Below are 15,720 nucleotides of genomic sequence, written 5' to 3' on the forward strand. Positions count from 1 at the left end.
TGTTCTATTGACTTCTGCACTACGGTTGCCACGCTTGTCCTAATCCCCCCTATGGAGTGGCTATGCGGCGATTCGTCTTGGCTTTCGCACTCCTCGGCCTCGTCGTCCCCGTGGCCGCCGCGACGGTCCCCGCGTTCGCGCACGAACATCCGAGTGGCATCACCGACCTGGTGACCCCGGCGGTCGTCAGGGTCGAGGCCAAGGCGCGCGTCGACATCACCCTGCTCGACCACATCGGCGAACTGGTCCACGTCGAACGCTCCTACGACGTGCCGATCGGTGCGGGCACCGGCACCGTGGTCAACCCCGAGGGCGCCTTCGTCACCCTCACCAGGGTGGTCAGGACGGACAAGGACGTGGCGGTCTACGCCGCCAACAAGATCTTCGCCGAGCACCACAAGGTCAAGATCCCTGACGACTTCAAGCGGCACACCCTGAAGGACAAACTACTCAACCATCACCTGCAGGAGTGCTACCCGCCCAAGCTGCCGACGGCCACCTGCATCGTCGACGTGACCACCGAGATCCGTGTCTTCCCCAACATCTCCCGGCCGGACGACGAGGGCTTCAAGGCCGAGATCACCCGCGTGGGGGACAAGCCGGACAGTCCCGCCGTGCTCGTGCCGGTCGGGCGCGCGGACGCCAGCGCGGGCCTGCCGACGGCGCCGCTCGCGGCCCAGGTGCCGGACAAGGACTCCTGGCCGGTCGCGGTCGCCGGGTTCACCGGACGGCCGGCGGCGAACCTGCCGGAGACCGTGGACATCGCCCACCTGAGAGCCGGAGGCGCGGGCGAGGGCGGCCGAGGGTTCCAGGACCCGGAGAACAAGGTGGACGAGCCGCGCAAGCTGGGGGCGCTCGTGGACCGGGGTCTGCTCGGTGGCCCGGTGATCGAGGACAAGAAGGGCGAGGTCGTCGGCCTGCTCGTCGGAGGAGGCGAGGACGGCCGCATGATCGGGGTCCGGGAGGTCACCAAGGCCCTGGCCGAGGCCAGGGTCACCCCCAGGAGAGGGCCGATCGACGCGGCCTTCGAGCAGGCGCTGACCCGCTTCCACACCCACTACTACGGCGACGCGGTCCCCGCCTTCCAGCGTGTCCTCGACCTCTACCCGGGGCACGTCCTGGCGGCGGCGCACCTGAAGACGTCCCAGCAGAAACGCGGGACCGCCGAGGACGAGGGAGCCAAGCGGGCCGCGGCCGCCGCCGGTGACGGCGCCGCCGGGCCTCCCCTGTGGCCCTTCCTCGTCGGGGGAGGCGTGCTGGTGCTGGCCGTACTGGCCGGGGCGTTCCTGCTGTGGCGCGGAAGGGGGACCGAAGAGGAGGAGGCCGAGGAGGAGCCGGTACGGAACACGCCGCCGCCTCCCGGACCGCGGACCGCACCTCGCCCTGAGGCACGGCCGACGAGGCGCGGGGCACCGGACGAGGCGGCCGACGCCACCGTCGTGGTCGGCCGCTCATTCCCCGCGCTGCCCAGGACGACCACCGCGCCGGGCACTCCCGTGCTGGTCGCGCGGGACCCGGGCGGCGGGCCCGGCACCAGGGAGACCGAGACCAGGCCGGACGCCGTCACCGTCACCCAGAAGTACTGCACCGCCTGCGGGATGCGGCTGGGGCCCGCGCACCGTTTCTGCGGCTACTGCGGCCACCCCACGGAGGCGTGATGGCCCAGAACGACAGAGCCCTGATCGGCCAGGAGGTGGCCGGGTACCGCGTCGAGGACCTGATCGGCAAGGGCGGCATGGCGGTGGTCTACCTCGCCATCGACTCCCGGCTGAACCGCAAGGTGGCGCTGAAGGTCCTCAACCCGCTGCTGGGCGAGGACGAGCGCTTCCGCCAGCGCTTCGTGCTGGAGTCGCGGACGGTCGCGAGCATCGACCACCCCAACATCATCCCGGTCTACGAGGCCGACGCGGCCGAGGACGGCACGCTCTACATCGCGATGCGCTACGTGGACGGCCCCGACCTGCGGCGCCTCTTCTACGACCGGGGGGTGATGCAGGTCGGCCAGGCCAACAGGATCTTCGCCCAGGTGGCGGCGGCGCTGGACACCGCGCACGCGCACAATCTCATCCACCGGGACGTCAAACCGGCCAACATCCTGATCGCGGGCCACACCGAGGGCGACCACGCCTACCTCACCGACTTCGGCATCACCAAGCACCTCACCTCGCTCTCGGGGCTGACCCAGACCGACCAGTTCATCGGCACGCCCCGCTACATGTCCCCCGAGCAGATCAACAAGGAGCATGTCGACGGCCGCTGCGACCAGTACGGCCTGGCGTGCGTGGTCTACGAGGCGCTGGCCGGGCGGCTGCCGTTCCAGCGGGACAACGAGATCGCGCTGCTGTGGGCACACCTGGCCGAGACGCCGACCCCGCTCAGCTCGCTGCGGCCCGAGCTGCCGATGGAGGTGGACGGCGTCATGGCGCGGGCGCTGGCCAAGTCGCCCGAGCAGCGCTACGACACCTGCACGCGGTTCGTCACCGAGCTGCGGGACGCGATCAGCGGCCAGTCCTACCGGCTCGCGGAGGCGGCCCCCCATGACCTTCAGGCCTCCCGGACCTCCCAGGTCTCCCAGGCCGAGCCGGAGACGCCCGCGAGGAGGCCAACGCCGGGATCATCGAGGAAGGCCTCCCAGCGGAAACGCGGGAAGAGGCGGGGGATCGTCGTCGGCGCGGGCGTCGCCGTGGCGGCCGTCGTCGCGCTGGTCGCGGTGCTCGCCACGGTCCTGAGGGGAGGAGGCGAGTGGACGCCGTACGCGGGATCGTCCGCGGTGCCGGTCGCCTTCGAGCACCCGCCGGACTGGACCCCCCGCGCGCACGCCGACGTGTTCGTGGTCGCCTCCCCGAGGGCCGGGGAGTTCGACGCGCTGTTCGGCACGCCGGTCACCGCCGACTGGGCGGCGGTCAACGAGATCATCAAGGCCTCCCCGGCGGAGGCGACCGGGATCTACGCGCAGACCCTCGACACCCTCGACCCGCGGAGCGGGGCCCAGCAGCTCCAGGAGACCCTGCAGTCCTCGCTGCCGGGCACGGTCAACGTCTCCTCCGAGGTCGTCCAGGTGCTGGTGGGGGGCAAGCCGGCCGTACGGCTCGAAGGCTCGATCACCGACCCGCAGCGCGGTGGCAGACTGGACTTCACCGGCTGGGCAGTGGAACGACCGGGCAAACCCGCTCTCATGATTTACTTCTGCGCACCGGGCACCTGTGACAGCTCGCTGGCCAATCGGTTCGTGCGGAGCGTGGCCTTCGGGACCTCCTGACTTGTGGTCCACTTGTAAGCCACTTGCCTGGGCGTTTTGTCCTGTATGCACGGAGGGCGGAAGGGATTAGTCTCCCCGCATGGCGGTTCCCTCTCCCCTCCTGCGACGCTCCGGCGCCGCTTTCCTCGCCCGGCACCTCCGCACGGTGCCCAGGGCGGATCTGCTGATCGGCCTGGCCGTCATCGCACTCGGCACGCTGGAGGCCTTCACCGTCGCCGCCGACCACGGCGCGGCGGAGACCCCCGAACTGTGGTGGATCGGCCAGGCGCTCGTCACCGGGGTACTGGTGTGGTTCCGGCGCAAGGCGCCGGTCGCGGTCTTCATCCTGATGATCCTCGCCCAGTACGCCTGGCACCGGCAGGGCTACGAAGGCTGCCAGACCTGGCAGCTGGCCTCCCTGCTGATCGTCTTCCACACGGTCGCCGCCGAGCTGCCCGTCAGGCCGGGCCTCGCCTGGGCCGTGACCGGCATCCTGGTCTTCGACTCCGGTGCCGTCGACCACCGCCTGCTGCCCTTCGACGAGGTCATCTTCCTCACGGTCATCTTCGGCGCCGCCTACCTCACCGGCCTGGCCGTGCGCGCCTACGCCACCAGGGCGCACCGCCTGGCCGCCCACGCCGTACAACTGGAACGTGACAGGGAACGCCAGGCCGCCGAGGCCGTCGCGCAGGAACGCACCCGCATCGCCCGCGAGCTGCACGACGTGGTCGCCCACAGCGTCAGCATGATGGTCATGCAGGCCGGGGTGATGCGCCGGATGGGAAGCCCGCACGAGGACATGCTGCTCGGCATCGAGCGGATGGGCCGGGAGGCGGTGGACGAACTGCGCGTCATGCTCGGCGCGCTGCGCATGCCGCTCGACGAGGCCATCCCGCAGCCGGGACTCGACCTGCTGGCTGGCACGGTCACCTCGCTGGCCTCCTCCGGGCTGCGGATCGGTCTCGACATCGTCGGCGATCCGGTACGGCTGCCCCCCGGCCTCGACCTGTCGGCCTACCGCATCGCGCAGGAGGCCCTGACCAACGCGGTCAAGCACGGCGGCGAGTCCGAGATCACGATCACCATCACCTACCACGGTGACCACATCGAACTTGAGGTCCTGGACGGCGGCGGCGGAGCCCCGTCCGAGCTGTCGACGGGCAACGGCCTCGTCGGCATGCGTGAGCGTGCCGCGCTCTTCGGCGGCCGCTTCGAAGCGGGCCCCCGCCCGGAGGGCGGTTTCCGTGTCCACGCGTCCCTGCCTATCTCCCACCAGGAGGTGTTCGCCGATGAACGGATCAACTGAGACGAGCATTCGTGTCGTGATCGCCGACGACCAGGCCATGGTCCGCGCCGGGCTGAAGCTCGTCGTGGAGAGCGAGGCGGGCATGGAGGTCGTCGGGGAGGCGGCGGACGGGCTCGAAGCCGTCTCCGTCACCCGCCGCACCCGGCCTGACATCGTGCTGATGGACATCTCCATGCCGCGCATGGACGGTCTCACCGCGGCCAGGCAGCTCCTCGGCCAGCCCGCCCCGCCGAAGGTGGTGATGCTGACCACCTTCGACACCGACGAGAACCTCTACGCCGCGCTGCGCGCCGGGACCAGCGGGTTCCTGCTGAAGGTCTCGCCCCCCGAGCAGCTCGTCGAGGCCATCCGGGTCGTCGTCGGCGGTGACGCGCTGCTCGATCCGGCGGTCACCACCCGGGTCATCGCCTCCTTCGCGGGCCGCCACGACCCGGCGCCCCCGCCGCAGCTGGCCGAGCTGACCCCGCGCGAACTTGAGGTGCTGCGCTTCCTGGCCAGAGGCATGACCAACGCCGAGATCGCCGGGGAGCTCTTCGTCGGGGAGGCCACGGTCAAGACGCACGTCGCGCGGGTGCTCATGAAGCTTCATCTGCGGGATCGGGCTCAGGCCGTGGTGTTCGCGTACGAGTCGGGCGTGGTACGGCCGGGCGCGTCCGTGGGGTAGTGGGAGATCCACTCCGTGCGGCTCATCCTGAGCATCTTGACGCCGAGTGAGCCGATCGCGACCGCGCTGGCGCCCCACAGCGCGACCGAGGCCGGGCCGTACGGAACGACCAGGGAGGTGCCGTAACCGATCGCGACGACGAGCGGCACCCACCAGTGCGTGAACCCGGCCCGCCACACGCCGGCCAGCAGGACCGGCATGCCGAAGATGGCGAAGAAGAGCCAGGGCATCTGGAAGCCGAAGACGACGCCGGGCAGGTTCAGCATCTCGTCGAGGATCTTGGCGGTCTGCTCGGGGGTGTTGCGCTGCCCCAGCCACCACTCCACCGGGTCGATCATGAGCATGCCCGACAGGTTGATGTAGCCGAGCGCGGTGAGCGTGCCCGCGACGTGACCGAAGACCACGGCCCTGCGGCGCATCACGTGCAACAGGGCGATGGCGGCCAGCGCCATGAGCAGGTAGGACCAGTGGTACAGGGCCGACTGGGCCTGGGCCAGGGCCGGGTTGTCGCCGTAGCTGACGGCCTCCCGGTCGTCGCCCCAGGTGCCGGGGTCGATGATGACGGCGATCGTCTGCAGGAGGGGTGCGACGATCAGCAGTGTGCCGGACGCGACGCGCCTGAAGTCGGCTGAGTCCTTGAGCATCGGGAATTCCTTGCTGTGCCTTGCTGTGCGGAACCAATGCAAGGAAGGTAGGCCCGCCCTCGGCGCCGGGTCGTCCGCCGGGGGAGGGACCCACTCTCCACCCGGCGGCGTATCGTCCCGTGACGCCGTTCCTCAGGAACAGGGCAGGCTATAGCCGGTCGGCCTGCAGGGGCCCTGGTTTCCGCCTCCGTCGGACACGTGTCCCGCCACTGCCCAGATGACGTAGTCCGCGTTGCCCGAGCCGGTGTTGCGGCTCAGAGTGATCGGGGGATAGGGCGGGTCGTCCGTGTTGCTGACGTTCAGGAGATGCAGGCCTCCCCGGAGGGGGTTGTGCCACCGGTCGGTGGCTCCGCTGGGCGCCAGCCCGTTGTTCAGGAAGACGTTGTCGGAGACCGGGTGGAGCTGCCCGGGCACCTGCTGGTTGTCGATGTACAGGCCGACCGTCCTGTTGCGGGAGAAGGTGTTGTTCCGCACGATCAGGCCGTCGAACTTCGGGGCGGCGCGCATTCCGATGGAGTTGTCGTCGAACGCGTTGTACTCGATCGTGGTCGGCCCCGCCAGCGCCCACACGCTGTTCGCCTCGATGGCTGTGTCGGCGTTCTTGAAGACGTTGTCGCGGAACGTGAAATTGCCCGAGTCGTAATTCAGGGCCACCGGGACGTTGTCGAAGACGTTTCCTGTGAACAGACCGTTGAAACTTTCGACGAAATTCAGCCGGCCGTTTCTCAGTATGCTCGATCTCACCGTCGGCTGCCGCCCCGAGAAGAAGGTGCCGCCGTGCAGGGTGCAGTTGTCGACCGTCAGGTGACCTAGGTTGACGAAGATGGAACCCATCTCGCAGGTGTCCGGCGTTCCATTGGCGGTCACCGCCGCCAGGGTTTTGATCGTCACTTGCGTGACCCGCACGTTGGAGAGGGTCACAGCGGCGCTGTGATGGGCGCTGAGCCCCGCGAGCCGGCCGTCCTTCACGGTCACCCCCGGGAAGCCGTCGTCCACCAGGCCGGCCGACAGGGTGTGGCCCGCGAGGTCGATGGTTATGTTCGCCGCGTTGACGGTCAGGGTGGTCGGGCCGGGGCCGGTGCAGGTCAGGTCGGCGGCCAGGGTGACGCTGGATGTCAGCACGTCACCGCAGCCGACCGTGGTCGCCTGGGCCGGTACGGTCTGCAGCAGCGCGGCGGGCAGGACGAGCGCGAAGACTCCCGCGGCCATGCGCAGGCGTTGCCACATCGCCTTCCCCGCACGGTTTCTGATCATTTCTCTCCTGATTCCCTCGGTACGTCCGTCTGGTTCTCCGCCGGCGTTCCCCGAAATGTCACCTGATGGAGCTGATCATCGTTCAGAGTGCCTGGAAACCGGTTGCCGGAAAAGCCAGTAAATTGGCCCGTCGGTCCCGTGAAGGAGGCCGTTCCGGTAGTTGCCCGACAGCCGGACCGGGACCGCCGGCCTCGGGTCGGCGAATCTGTCTTGGGAGATGAATCGAAATCGATGTCGACCGGTGCTTGTTTTATCGGCGACAACGCCTGATCGCCTGTGGCGGGCGGCTTTTCCGGAGGACGGACCTGTCTCCCTGGAAGACCGGTGCCGGGTCTCAGGCGGTCGGGGGCGGGGCGATGCCGTTCATGAGGGTGGAGATCAGGGCCTCGACGTGGCCGGGAGGCGTCACGATCGAGCCCGGGGCCGCGCCCTGAAGCAGGCGGGGGAGGACCAGTTCGTGACAGACGCCGACGAGCAGCGTGGCGGCGGCCTCGGGGTCGGCCGAGGGGGTCAGGCGGCCGAGGTCGCGTTCCGCGCGCAGATAGCCGGCGAGCATCGCCTGCAGCCCCCGGCCCTCGCCGAGGGGGTTGGGCAGCGCGTCGAAGCGGGCGAGCACCTCGGGCTGGGAGAGCAGGCCCGCGAAGGCGGGCAGGAAGGCCTTGTGCAGGGCGAGGCCGTAGGCGAGGCAGGCGCGCAGGTTGCCGGCGACGGTTCCCTCGCCCGGCCTGGCGGGCAGCGGGCCGAGGTCGCGCTCGACCGAGCGGACGTGGGCGTGCAGCGCCAGCGCCAGCAACTCCTCCTTGCCCTCGAAATGGTTGTACAGCACGCCGTCCGCGACCCGCGCCGCACGGGCGATGTCGCGGACGGTGAGTCCGGTGGTGCCGCGTTCGGCGATGAGCCGTCCGGCGGTGGCGACGAGGTGCTCGCGCAGGCTCAGGCCGTCGGTGCCGTCACGCAGGGCGGCCGCTTTTCTCGGTGACATCACCCCGCATCCTAGTGAGCCAGGTGGGTCACGGCCGGGTGGCGGTGATCAGCCAGGCGGCGCCGCGCAGCCGTACGGCACCGGCCCGCTCGAAGGGGCGCATCGCCTCGGTGAGGGCGTCGAGGGCGCGGGAGGCCGACTCCTGATCGGCCTGGCCGAGCATGAAGCGGACGGGACCCCAGGCGCCAAGGAAGGCCGCCGCGTCCTCGGTGGACGCCCCCCATGTCTGTGGGGCGTCCACGGGGGTCGTGGTCACGTTCTCGAAGCCCGCGGCGGTGAGCACCTCGTGGACGCGGGCGGGGTCGGCCAGCGACTCGGGGCCGGGCCCGCCGGGTTCGGTCGTGGCGGGGCGACGCGGCAGGTGCGGGGACATCGCGGCGAGGACGCGGCCCAGGTCCTGGTCGTCCAGGTTCCGCAGCGACAGCATGGCCAGGCGCCCGCCGGGGCGCAGCGCGCGGCCGATGTTGGCGAACGCGGCGACAGGGTCGGCGAAGAACATGATTCCGAACCGGCTCGTCGCCACGTCGAACCGGCCGGAGGGCAGCGGGTGGACCTGGGCGTCGCCCCGCTCGAAGGTCACGTTGGCGACGCCCTCCGCGTCCGCGCTCGCGCGGGCCCGCCCGAGCATGGGGGCCGAAAGGTCGAGGCCGACCGCGTGGCCGTGCCGGGCCAGCCTGGCGGCCAGCCGGGTCACCCGCCCGTTGCCGCAGCCGACGTCCAGCACCGTGTCCCGCTCCTCGACGGCCGCCGCCGCGAGCAGGGGTTCGTTGAAGGCGTCGTTCACGGCGTCGTAGCGGTCCTGGTGGTCGGCCCAGTGGTTGCCCTCGTAACCGTTCCAGGCCTCGGACTGGCGGACGTTGACGACAGAGCCCATGTTTCCTCCCCGAGCTGATATGAATATCCGTTCATGAACACTCGTTCATAATGGGACGCGAGGCGGGAGGGTGTCAACCGCACGCGCCCCGGGCTCTTCGCCGATTAGGTCTTACTGGAAAGCTTCTTTGCTTTTACTCTCGATGCGTGGATCTCCAGGTTCGTCATCTGAGGGTGCTGTGTGCGATCGCGGACAGCGGGAGCATCTCCAGGGCGGCCGTGACCCTGAAGATGTCCCAGCCCGCGCTCACCGCTCAGCTGCGCCGTATCGAGCAGATGTTCGGCGACCCCCTGTTCGACAGGGGCCCCGAAGGTGCCCGCCCGACCATGCTCGGCGAGTGGCTGCTCGTCCGCTCCCGCTCCCTGGTCTCGGCCGTCGACGAGCTGGAGCGGACGGCCAGGCGTTACGCGCCCCCGCAGGTGGAGATGGCGCCGATCCGGGTCGGCTGCGCCCCGACCCGGCTGCGGATCTATCTGGCCAAGACCCTCCGCAGGCTGCTGCCCGGCGCGGAGATCAGGCTGCTCACCGAGCAGACGATCGACACGCTGCCCGGCCTGCTCGAATCGGAGCGGATCGAGCTGGCGACCCTCGACGACTATCCGGACCACCGGCTCTCCGCGCCGCCGGGCGCGGTGTACACCGCCATCGCGGTCGAGCCGCTCTTCGTCGGCCTGCCCGCCGGTCACCCGCTGGCCGAGCACGAGGAGGTCGAGCTGCGCGACCTCGCCGAGGAGGACTGGGCGCTGCCGACCCCGCTTGAGTCGGGGCCCAGGGAGTACTTCTGGAACACCTGCGCCGCGCACGGCTTCACCCCGCGCGTGGCCTACGGCGTCAACCTGGAGGTCGGGGTCGACCTGGTCGCGGAGGGGCGCTGCGTCAGCCTGTTCCAGGCGACCGTCCCGGCCAGGGAGGGCATCGCGATCCGCCCGCTGGCCGGCTCGCCCCTGCGCTTCCGGCACCTCATCGGGTGGACCGCTCCCGGGCCGATCACCGCGCACGCCGACGATCTGGTGCGGGCGCTGACCACCACCTACTGGACGGAGTCGCAGCGGGCCCCCGCCTACCGCGGCTGGCTGGAAAGGCACGGGCCGCTGAAGCGGTTGTGAGCCGTAGTCTCGCGGCGTGATGACCAGGAACTCGCACTGCTCCTTCTGCGGCAGTGCATACGCCCTCGACCAGGCGTGGCCGCGCACCTGCTCCTTCTGCGGCAACACCGCCTACCTCAACCCGCTGCCGGTCGCCGTGATGCTGCTGCCCGTCGACGACGGTGTGCTGGTGATCCGCCGCGGCGTCGAACCGCACCGGGGCGGCCTCGCCCTGCCGGGCGGCTTCGTCGACGTGGGGGAGTCCTGGCAGCAGGCGGCGGTCAGGGAGCTCCGCGAGGAGACGGGGGTCGTCGTCGGCGCGGACGCCGTCCGGCTCCTCGACGTGCTCAGCGCCCCCGACGGCACCGTGCTGATCTTCGCCATGGGGCCGGAGACCCCCTCCGCCGCGCTTCCGCCGGTCGTGCCGACCGACGAGACGACGGAGTGGCTGACGATAGACGGCCCACGGGAGCTGGCCTTCCCGCTGCACACCAGGGTCGTGGCGGACTACTTCGCCGGTAGGTGACCTCCCGGGACGGGCCCGCCGCGGTGCGCCCGTCCCCATCCCGTACGGCCATACGTATCGGTCCGTCCGAAACATCCATCCCGAGGGCTTCACTGGGCCCTTGTCCGGATGATCCACACCGCCCCTGCCGTAAGAGGTGTGTCAATATTCAGGTGTCTTGTGTATATTTTCCGTCGTTGGCTCACATCTGAGGGAGGATTTATCGTGCGAGCGTTCCCACGGGTGCTCTTCGACGAGGCACACAACGAGTCATGGACCATCCGCAGGGACGTGGCCGAAACGATGAATCCGGGGCATCCCGACGACAACAGCTACGCCCGCGCCGCCGAGACGCTGCGCCGCCTCGGGCACACCGTGGCCGCGCACACCGGCGGACCGGTCACCCCGGCCCTTCTCGCCGGGCAGGACGTCCTCGTGATCGCCCACCCCTCCGCCGACCGCTGGGAGCGCACCACCGGCCTGGGCAGCCCCGTCCTGCCGGTCGAGGAACTCGACGCGATCGAGGACCACGTCACGGCAGGGGGCGGCCTGGTCGTGCTCGCCGAGTGCGAGCAGGAGAAGTACGGCAGCAACCTCGCCGAACTGCTCGGCCGCTTCGGCGTCACCGTCGAGCACACCACCGTCCAGGACCCCGGGAACTCCCACAACGGCGTGGCCTCCTGGGTCCTCGGCGTCCCCGGCGACCCCTCGCAGCGGGAGGACCCGCTGGCCGGGGCGCGCAGGGCATGCTTCTACCGGGCGGGCGTCCTGACCGGCCCCGAGCACGCGAACGTGCTGTTCCGGACCTCGCGGACCGCCGACCCCGCCGACGCGCCCCTGGCGCTGGCCGTACGGCACGGCGAGGGCAGGGTCGTGGTCGTCGCCGACTCCGACCTGTTCGGCGACGACTCGATCGGCGACTACGACCACGCCGTGCTCTGGGGCAACCTCGTCACCTGGGCCGCCCGGGTGCCCGTCCCCGCCGGGCGTCTCCAGGAGATCCAGGAGATCTCTGTGGTCCGCGAGTCCTTCCAGGGACTCAAGGCGGCCGTCGAGGCGCTCCAGCCGCTGCAGGCCAAGGACGGCTCCATCGAGGGAGACAGGGACAGGGCGGTCGAGCTGATCGCCGAGATCGTCGAACACGTCGTACGGCTCGCCCCGTGCTTCCCGCACGACGAGGCCTACCTCACCGCGGTGGTCGCCGACCTGCGCAAGTGGGTCGAGCAGGGCCTGGGCGTCCCCGACTTCCTGGACTCCCTCGACGCCTTCCACCCCGACACCCAGCGGATCGACGGCCTCGAACACCTGGTCGTCTTCCCGATGTACACCCAGAACGGAAGCGTCCGCCGCCACCTGGAGGCCGTGCTGATCCGCACGGTCTGGCCCGAGTGGCTGGCGAACCTGGAGAGCGAGCGCTACGACAACCCGCTCTTCGTGCCGATCGCCTTCGAGGACTTCACCTCCGGCTACGACACCAACTCCGCCGTCCTGTTCCCCGAGACCGTCGCGGTGCGTCAGACCCCGGCCCGTTTCACCTGGGGCGGCATCTTCTGCGACCGGGAGGCCGCCCGCTTCCGCGCGGTCAGCGGGGCCGCCGCCGAGACGCTCAAACTCGCGCTGCCGCCGGACGCGGCGCGGCTGGTCGCCTCGCAGGAACTGGCCCAGGACACCTTCGTGCTCTGGGACCTGATCCACGACCGCACGCACAGCCACGGCGACCTGCCGTTCGACCCGTTCATGATCAAACAGCGCATGCCGTACTGGCTCTACTCCCTTGAGGAGCTGCGCTGTGACCTGACCGCGTTCGGCGAGGCCGTGAAGCTGGAGCGGGAGGGCGTCCCGCACGCCCGCTACGTCCAGATCGCCATCCTGTTCGACCGGCTGTTCCGCTTCCCGATCACCGGTGACCGGGTCCGTAACTACGACGGCCTCGGCGGGCAGCTGCTCTTCGCCTACCTGCACCGCAACGACATCGTCAGGTGGACGGACAATCGGCTCAGCGTCGCCTGGGACCGGGTCGCCGACGGCGTCGCCGACCTGCGGGGCGAGGTGGAGAAGCTCTACCGGGACGGGATCGACCGCTCCAAGCTCGCCCACTGGCTGGCCGCCCACCAGCTCGTCGCCGCCTACGTCGAGCCGCATCCGGCCTCCGTCTGGCACCGGGGAGTGGACGCGCTGCCGGTCGAGGGCTTCCCCAAGGCCGTGGTGGACGCGGTGCTGCCCGACGAGTTCCCCCTGAGCATGTTCTACGAGGCCCTGCGCCGTAAGCTCGGCGATGTCGTCGAGTCCACGAGGGGAATCCGGGCATGATCATTCTGGTGACGGGCGCGGCCGGGCCCGCGGGCAGGGCGGTCGTACGCCGCTTCACGGACAAGGGGCACACCGTCATCGGCGTCGACAAGTCAGGCGCGGAGGGCACCCTCCCGGTCGACCTGCTCGACGCCGAGGCGGTCAGGCGGCTGGCCGCCGACGTCCAGGCCGAGCACGGCCGGCTGGACGGCGTCGTGCACCTGGTCGGCGGCTGGCGCGGCTCGAAGACCTTCGCCGAGACCAGGCTTGAGGACTGGGACCTGCTGCACGACCTGCTGGTCCGCACCCTGCAGCACGTCACCCTCGCCTTCGAGCCGCTGCTGAGGGCGAGCGGGCACGGCAGGTTCGCCATCGTCTCCGCGCTGGCCGCGGAACGGCCGACCCAGGGCAACGCGGCCTACGGCGCGGCCAAGGCCGCGGCCGAGGCCTGGACCCTGGCCTTCGCCGACGCCCTTGAGGGCTCGGGTTCGACGGCGAACGTCCTGGTCGTCAAGGCCCTGGTGAACCAGGCCATGCGGGAGGCCGCCCCCGAGCGGGCCTTCCCCGGGTTCACCGACGTCGAGGACCTCGCCGAGGCGATCGACGGCCTGTGGGACACCGAAAGGAACGGCGAAAGGATCGTCCTGGCCCCGTGAGGCGGGACGGCGAGAACGACGCGGGCGGCCGGACACCGAAGGGCGGCCGCCCGACCGAGGGGAAGAAGTGACAGACGCCATCCGCAGACACGACCCGCTGGTCAAGGGATTCGCCAGCGACAACTACGCCGGAGTGCACCCGGAGATCCTCCAGGCCCTGGCCCTGGCCAACGAGGGACACCAGATCTCCTACGGCGAGGACGTCTACACCGAGGCCCTCCAGGAGGTCTTCCGCGGCCACTTCGGCCCCCTGGCACAGGCGTGGCCGGTCTTCAACGGCACCGGGGCCAACGTGGTCGCGCTGCGCGCGATGACCGCCCCCTGGGAGGCGGTCGTCTGCGCCGAGTCCGCGCACATCCACACCGACGAGGGCGGCGCCCCGGAACGGTCGGCCGGGCTCAAGCTGCTCACCGTCGCCACCCCGGACGGCAAGCTCACCCCCGAGCTGGTCGACACCCAGGCCTGGGGCTTCGGCGACGAGCACCGCGCCCAGCCCAGGGTCGTATCGATCACCCAGGCGACCGAGCTCGGCACCCTCTACACCCCCGACGAGGTCAGGGTGATCTGCGAGCACGCCCACCAGCTCGGCATGCTCGTCCACCTCGACGGCGCCCGCGCGGCCAACGCCGCCGCCGCGCTCGAGGTGCCGCTGCGCGCCTTCACCACGGACGCCGGGGTCGACGTGCTGTCCTTCGGCGGCACCAAGGCCGGGCTGATGTTCGGCGAGGCGGTCGTGGTCCTCAACCCCGACGCCGTCAGGGGACTGCGCTACCTGCGCAAGAGCGCGATGCAGCTCGCCTCCAAGATGAGGTTCGTCTCGGTGCAGTTCGAGGCGCTGCTCGCCGGTGACCTGTGGCTGCGCAACGCGCGCAACGCCAACGCCATGGCCCGCAGGCTGGCCGCCACCGTACGGGAGATCCCCGGGGTCGAGGTGCCCAGGCCCGTGCAGGCCAACGCCGTCTTCGCGGTCCTGCCCGCCGAGGTGACGCAGCGGCTGCAGAAGCGCTTCCGCTTCTACACCTGGAACGAGGCCGCCGGGGAGGTCCGCTGGATGACCGCCTTCGACACCACGGAGGCGGATGTGGACGCCTTCGCCGCCGCCGTGGCCGAGGAGATGCGCGCGCAGGCGTGAGAACACGCGGCCCGGTCCCGTACGGCGGACGCCGGGGAGAGCCGCGCGGGGACGGGTCAGGACTTCCTGCCCGTCTCCTTCTCGTAGGCGGTCAGCTGCTGTTCCAGAGCCTTCATGAGTTCGAACACCTGGCTCGGGGGGATGCGGATCCGGCTGACGATCCTGGTCGGCACACTGACGAAGTGCTGGCCCGACGAGGGGTCGTTGGCGAGCTGGGGCGGTCTGGTGATCACCGCGAAGTCCAGAACGAAGCCATCCTCGGTGTGCCACACCGATGCGAAGTTGGCGTACTGCCCGGCCTCGACCTCGGCGGAGATGCTCACCTCCAGGCGGTTCTCCGGTTCGTCGTTCACCATTTCTGTTCTATCTCCTCCGGCCAGGTTGCTCAATGCTGCCCTGGCCGGGGGAACGGGCGGCGCAGGGACGCGCCGACCTCGTCGAGGCGGACGCCGTACAGGGGGTGGACCCGGGAACGACCGGGGAGAGCTAGAGGATCGAGGGCAGTGGCCTGGCCCCGCGCTGGGCCAGCATGTCGGTCATCAGCTTGATCTCTCCCGTTTGACCCGCGACGATGTGCCGCGCCAGGGTGGCCACCTCGTCGCGGTCCGACAGTTTCAGCAGCCCCTCGCTCATCTGCACGCCGCCCTCGTGGTGGCGGATCATGAGCTGAAGGAAGAGGATCTCCTGCTCCTTGCCCGTGGCCTCGCGGAGCCTCTTGAGCTCCTCCTGGCTGGCCATACCGGGCATCGCACCCGGGGCCGCCGCCGTTACGCCGTGGCCGTGACCGGACATCCAGGCCATCGGCGGGCGCTCGGTCGACTGGTTGAGCCCCCACTGCTGGAGCCAGCCGCTGAACATCCCGCGCTGGGCGGTCTGCGTGACGATGATGTCGTAGGTGAGCACCCGCAGCGGATCGTTCGTCGTGTCGTCTCGCATGATGAAGGCCATCTCGACGGCCTGCGAGTGGTGCGTGGCCATGTCACGGGCGTAGCCGGCTTCGGCGGAGGAGTCGGTGGGGGACTGCCTACCCCCCAGGAACAGCACGGAGCCGACGAGCGCGAAAACGATGACTATCGCAAGGATCGTCCACG

Annotated in this window: 15 protein-coding genes; 9 read left to right on the forward strand and 6 right to left on the reverse strand. The window is 70.3% G+C overall.

Annotated elements, in window-relative coordinates; genetic code table 11:
* Nucleotides 1-62 precede the first annotated feature (62 nt).
* The 4 genes from ACFYY8_RS32300 to ACFYY8_RS32315 all read left to right on the forward strand — a co-directional run bounded on the left by ACFYY8_RS32300 (nucleotide 63) and on the right by ACFYY8_RS32315 (nucleotide 5,208).
* Nucleotides 63-1,658 carry a zinc ribbon domain-containing protein gene (locus ACFYY8_RS32300; protein ID WP_390047540.1) on the forward strand — a complete coding sequence of 532 codons (1,596 nt, stop codon included), beginning with the start codon at nucleotides 63-65 and terminating at the stop codon, nucleotides 1,656-1,658.
* On the forward strand, nucleotides 1,658-3,259 hold the full coding sequence (locus tag ACFYY8_RS32305; RefSeq protein WP_390047542.1) for a serine/threonine-protein kinase: 1,602 nt from the start codon (nucleotides 1,658-1,660) through the stop codon (nucleotides 3,257-3,259). Before ACFYY8_RS32300 ends, ACFYY8_RS32305 begins: the two co-directional genes overlap by 1 nt.
* A 79-nt stretch (nucleotides 3,260-3,338) precedes the next feature.
* Complete coding sequence (locus ACFYY8_RS32310) at nucleotides 3,339-4,544, forward strand: sensor histidine kinase (protein WP_390047544.1); 1,206 nt, start codon at nucleotides 3,339-3,341, stop codon at nucleotides 4,542-4,544.
* Complete coding sequence (locus tag ACFYY8_RS32315) at nucleotides 4,528-5,208, forward strand: response regulator (protein ID WP_390047546.1); 681 nt, start codon at nucleotides 4,528-4,530, stop codon at nucleotides 5,206-5,208. Before ACFYY8_RS32310 ends, ACFYY8_RS32315 begins: the two co-directional genes overlap by 17 nt.
* Here ACFYY8_RS32315 and ACFYY8_RS32320 read toward each other — a convergent pair.
* From ACFYY8_RS32320 to ACFYY8_RS32335, 4 genes are all read right to left on the reverse strand, one after another.
* Nucleotides 5,148-5,852 (reverse strand): hypothetical protein, encoded by a 705-nt coding sequence (locus tag ACFYY8_RS32320; protein WP_390047547.1) that lies wholly within the window; start codon nucleotides 5,850-5,852, stop codon nucleotides 5,148-5,150. The genes ACFYY8_RS32315 and ACFYY8_RS32320 overlap by 61 nt on opposite strands.
* A gap of 132 nt (nucleotides 5,853-5,984) precedes the next feature.
* The gene (locus tag ACFYY8_RS32325; protein WP_390047549.1) at nucleotides 5,985-7,106 is read right to left on the reverse strand and encodes a right-handed parallel beta-helix repeat-containing protein; all 1,122 of its coding nucleotides are present in this window, start codon (nucleotides 7,104-7,106) and stop codon (nucleotides 5,985-5,987) included.
* Nucleotides 7,107-7,440: 334 nt separating this feature from the next.
* The gene (locus ACFYY8_RS32330) at nucleotides 7,441-8,088 is read right to left on the reverse strand and encodes a TetR/AcrR family transcriptional regulator (RefSeq protein WP_390047551.1); all 648 of its coding nucleotides are present in this window, start codon (nucleotides 8,086-8,088) and stop codon (nucleotides 7,441-7,443) included.
* A gap of 28 nt (nucleotides 8,089-8,116) precedes the next feature.
* Nucleotides 8,117-8,962, reverse strand: coding sequence for a class I SAM-dependent methyltransferase (locus tag ACFYY8_RS32335; protein ID WP_390047553.1), 846 nt, complete (start codon nucleotides 8,960-8,962; stop codon nucleotides 8,117-8,119).
* 146 nt (nucleotides 8,963-9,108) lie between these two features.
* On the opposite strand from ACFYY8_RS32335, the gene ACFYY8_RS32340 reads away from it, so the two are divergent.
* The 5 genes from ACFYY8_RS32340 to ACFYY8_RS32360 all read left to right on the forward strand — a co-directional run bounded on the left by ACFYY8_RS32340 (nucleotide 9,109) and on the right by ACFYY8_RS32360 (nucleotide 14,629).
* Nucleotides 9,109-10,068 (forward strand): LysR family transcriptional regulator, encoded by a 960-nt coding sequence (locus ACFYY8_RS32340; protein ID WP_390047555.1) that lies wholly within the window; start codon nucleotides 9,109-9,111, stop codon nucleotides 10,066-10,068.
* Between the two features lie 19 nt (nucleotides 10,069-10,087).
* Complete coding sequence (locus ACFYY8_RS32345) at nucleotides 10,088-10,573, forward strand: NUDIX domain-containing protein (protein ID WP_390047794.1); 486 nt, start codon at nucleotides 10,088-10,090, stop codon at nucleotides 10,571-10,573.
* A gap of 204 nt (nucleotides 10,574-10,777) precedes the next feature.
* A complete protein-coding gene (locus ACFYY8_RS32350; protein WP_390047557.1) occupies nucleotides 10,778-12,862 on the forward strand; it encodes a DUF6421 family protein in 2,085 nt (694 codons plus the stop codon).
* The gene (locus ACFYY8_RS32355) at nucleotides 12,859-13,497 is read left to right on the forward strand and encodes an SDR family NAD(P)-dependent oxidoreductase (protein ID WP_390047559.1); all 639 of its coding nucleotides are present in this window, start codon (nucleotides 12,859-12,861) and stop codon (nucleotides 13,495-13,497) included. Before ACFYY8_RS32350 ends, ACFYY8_RS32355 begins: the two co-directional genes overlap by 4 nt.
* Nucleotides 13,498-13,564: 67 nt before the next feature.
* Nucleotides 13,565-14,629 carry a threonine aldolase family protein gene (locus tag ACFYY8_RS32360; RefSeq protein WP_390047561.1) on the forward strand — a complete coding sequence of 355 codons (1,065 nt, stop codon included), beginning with the start codon at nucleotides 13,565-13,567 and terminating at the stop codon, nucleotides 14,627-14,629.
* A 56-nt stretch (nucleotides 14,630-14,685) separates the two neighbouring features.
* Here ACFYY8_RS32360 and ACFYY8_RS32365 read toward each other — a convergent pair whose 3' ends face one another.
* Nucleotides 14,686-14,985: a DUF3467 domain-containing protein gene (locus ACFYY8_RS32365; protein ID WP_352008757.1), complete on the reverse strand. Its 300-nt coding sequence runs from the start codon at nucleotides 14,983-14,985 to the stop codon at nucleotides 14,686-14,688.
* Between the two features lie 130 nt (nucleotides 14,986-15,115).
* A complete protein-coding gene (locus tag ACFYY8_RS32370) occupies nucleotides 15,116-15,673 on the reverse strand; it encodes a DUF305 domain-containing protein (protein ID WP_390047563.1) in 558 nt (185 codons plus the stop codon).
* Nucleotides 15,674-15,720 lie beyond the last annotated feature (47 nt).

Source organism: Streptosporangium sp. NPDC001559, assembly GCF_042893955.1.
In the GTDB taxonomy this organism is placed as follows: Bacteria; Actinomycetota; Actinomycetes; order Streptosporangiales; family Streptosporangiaceae; genus Streptosporangium.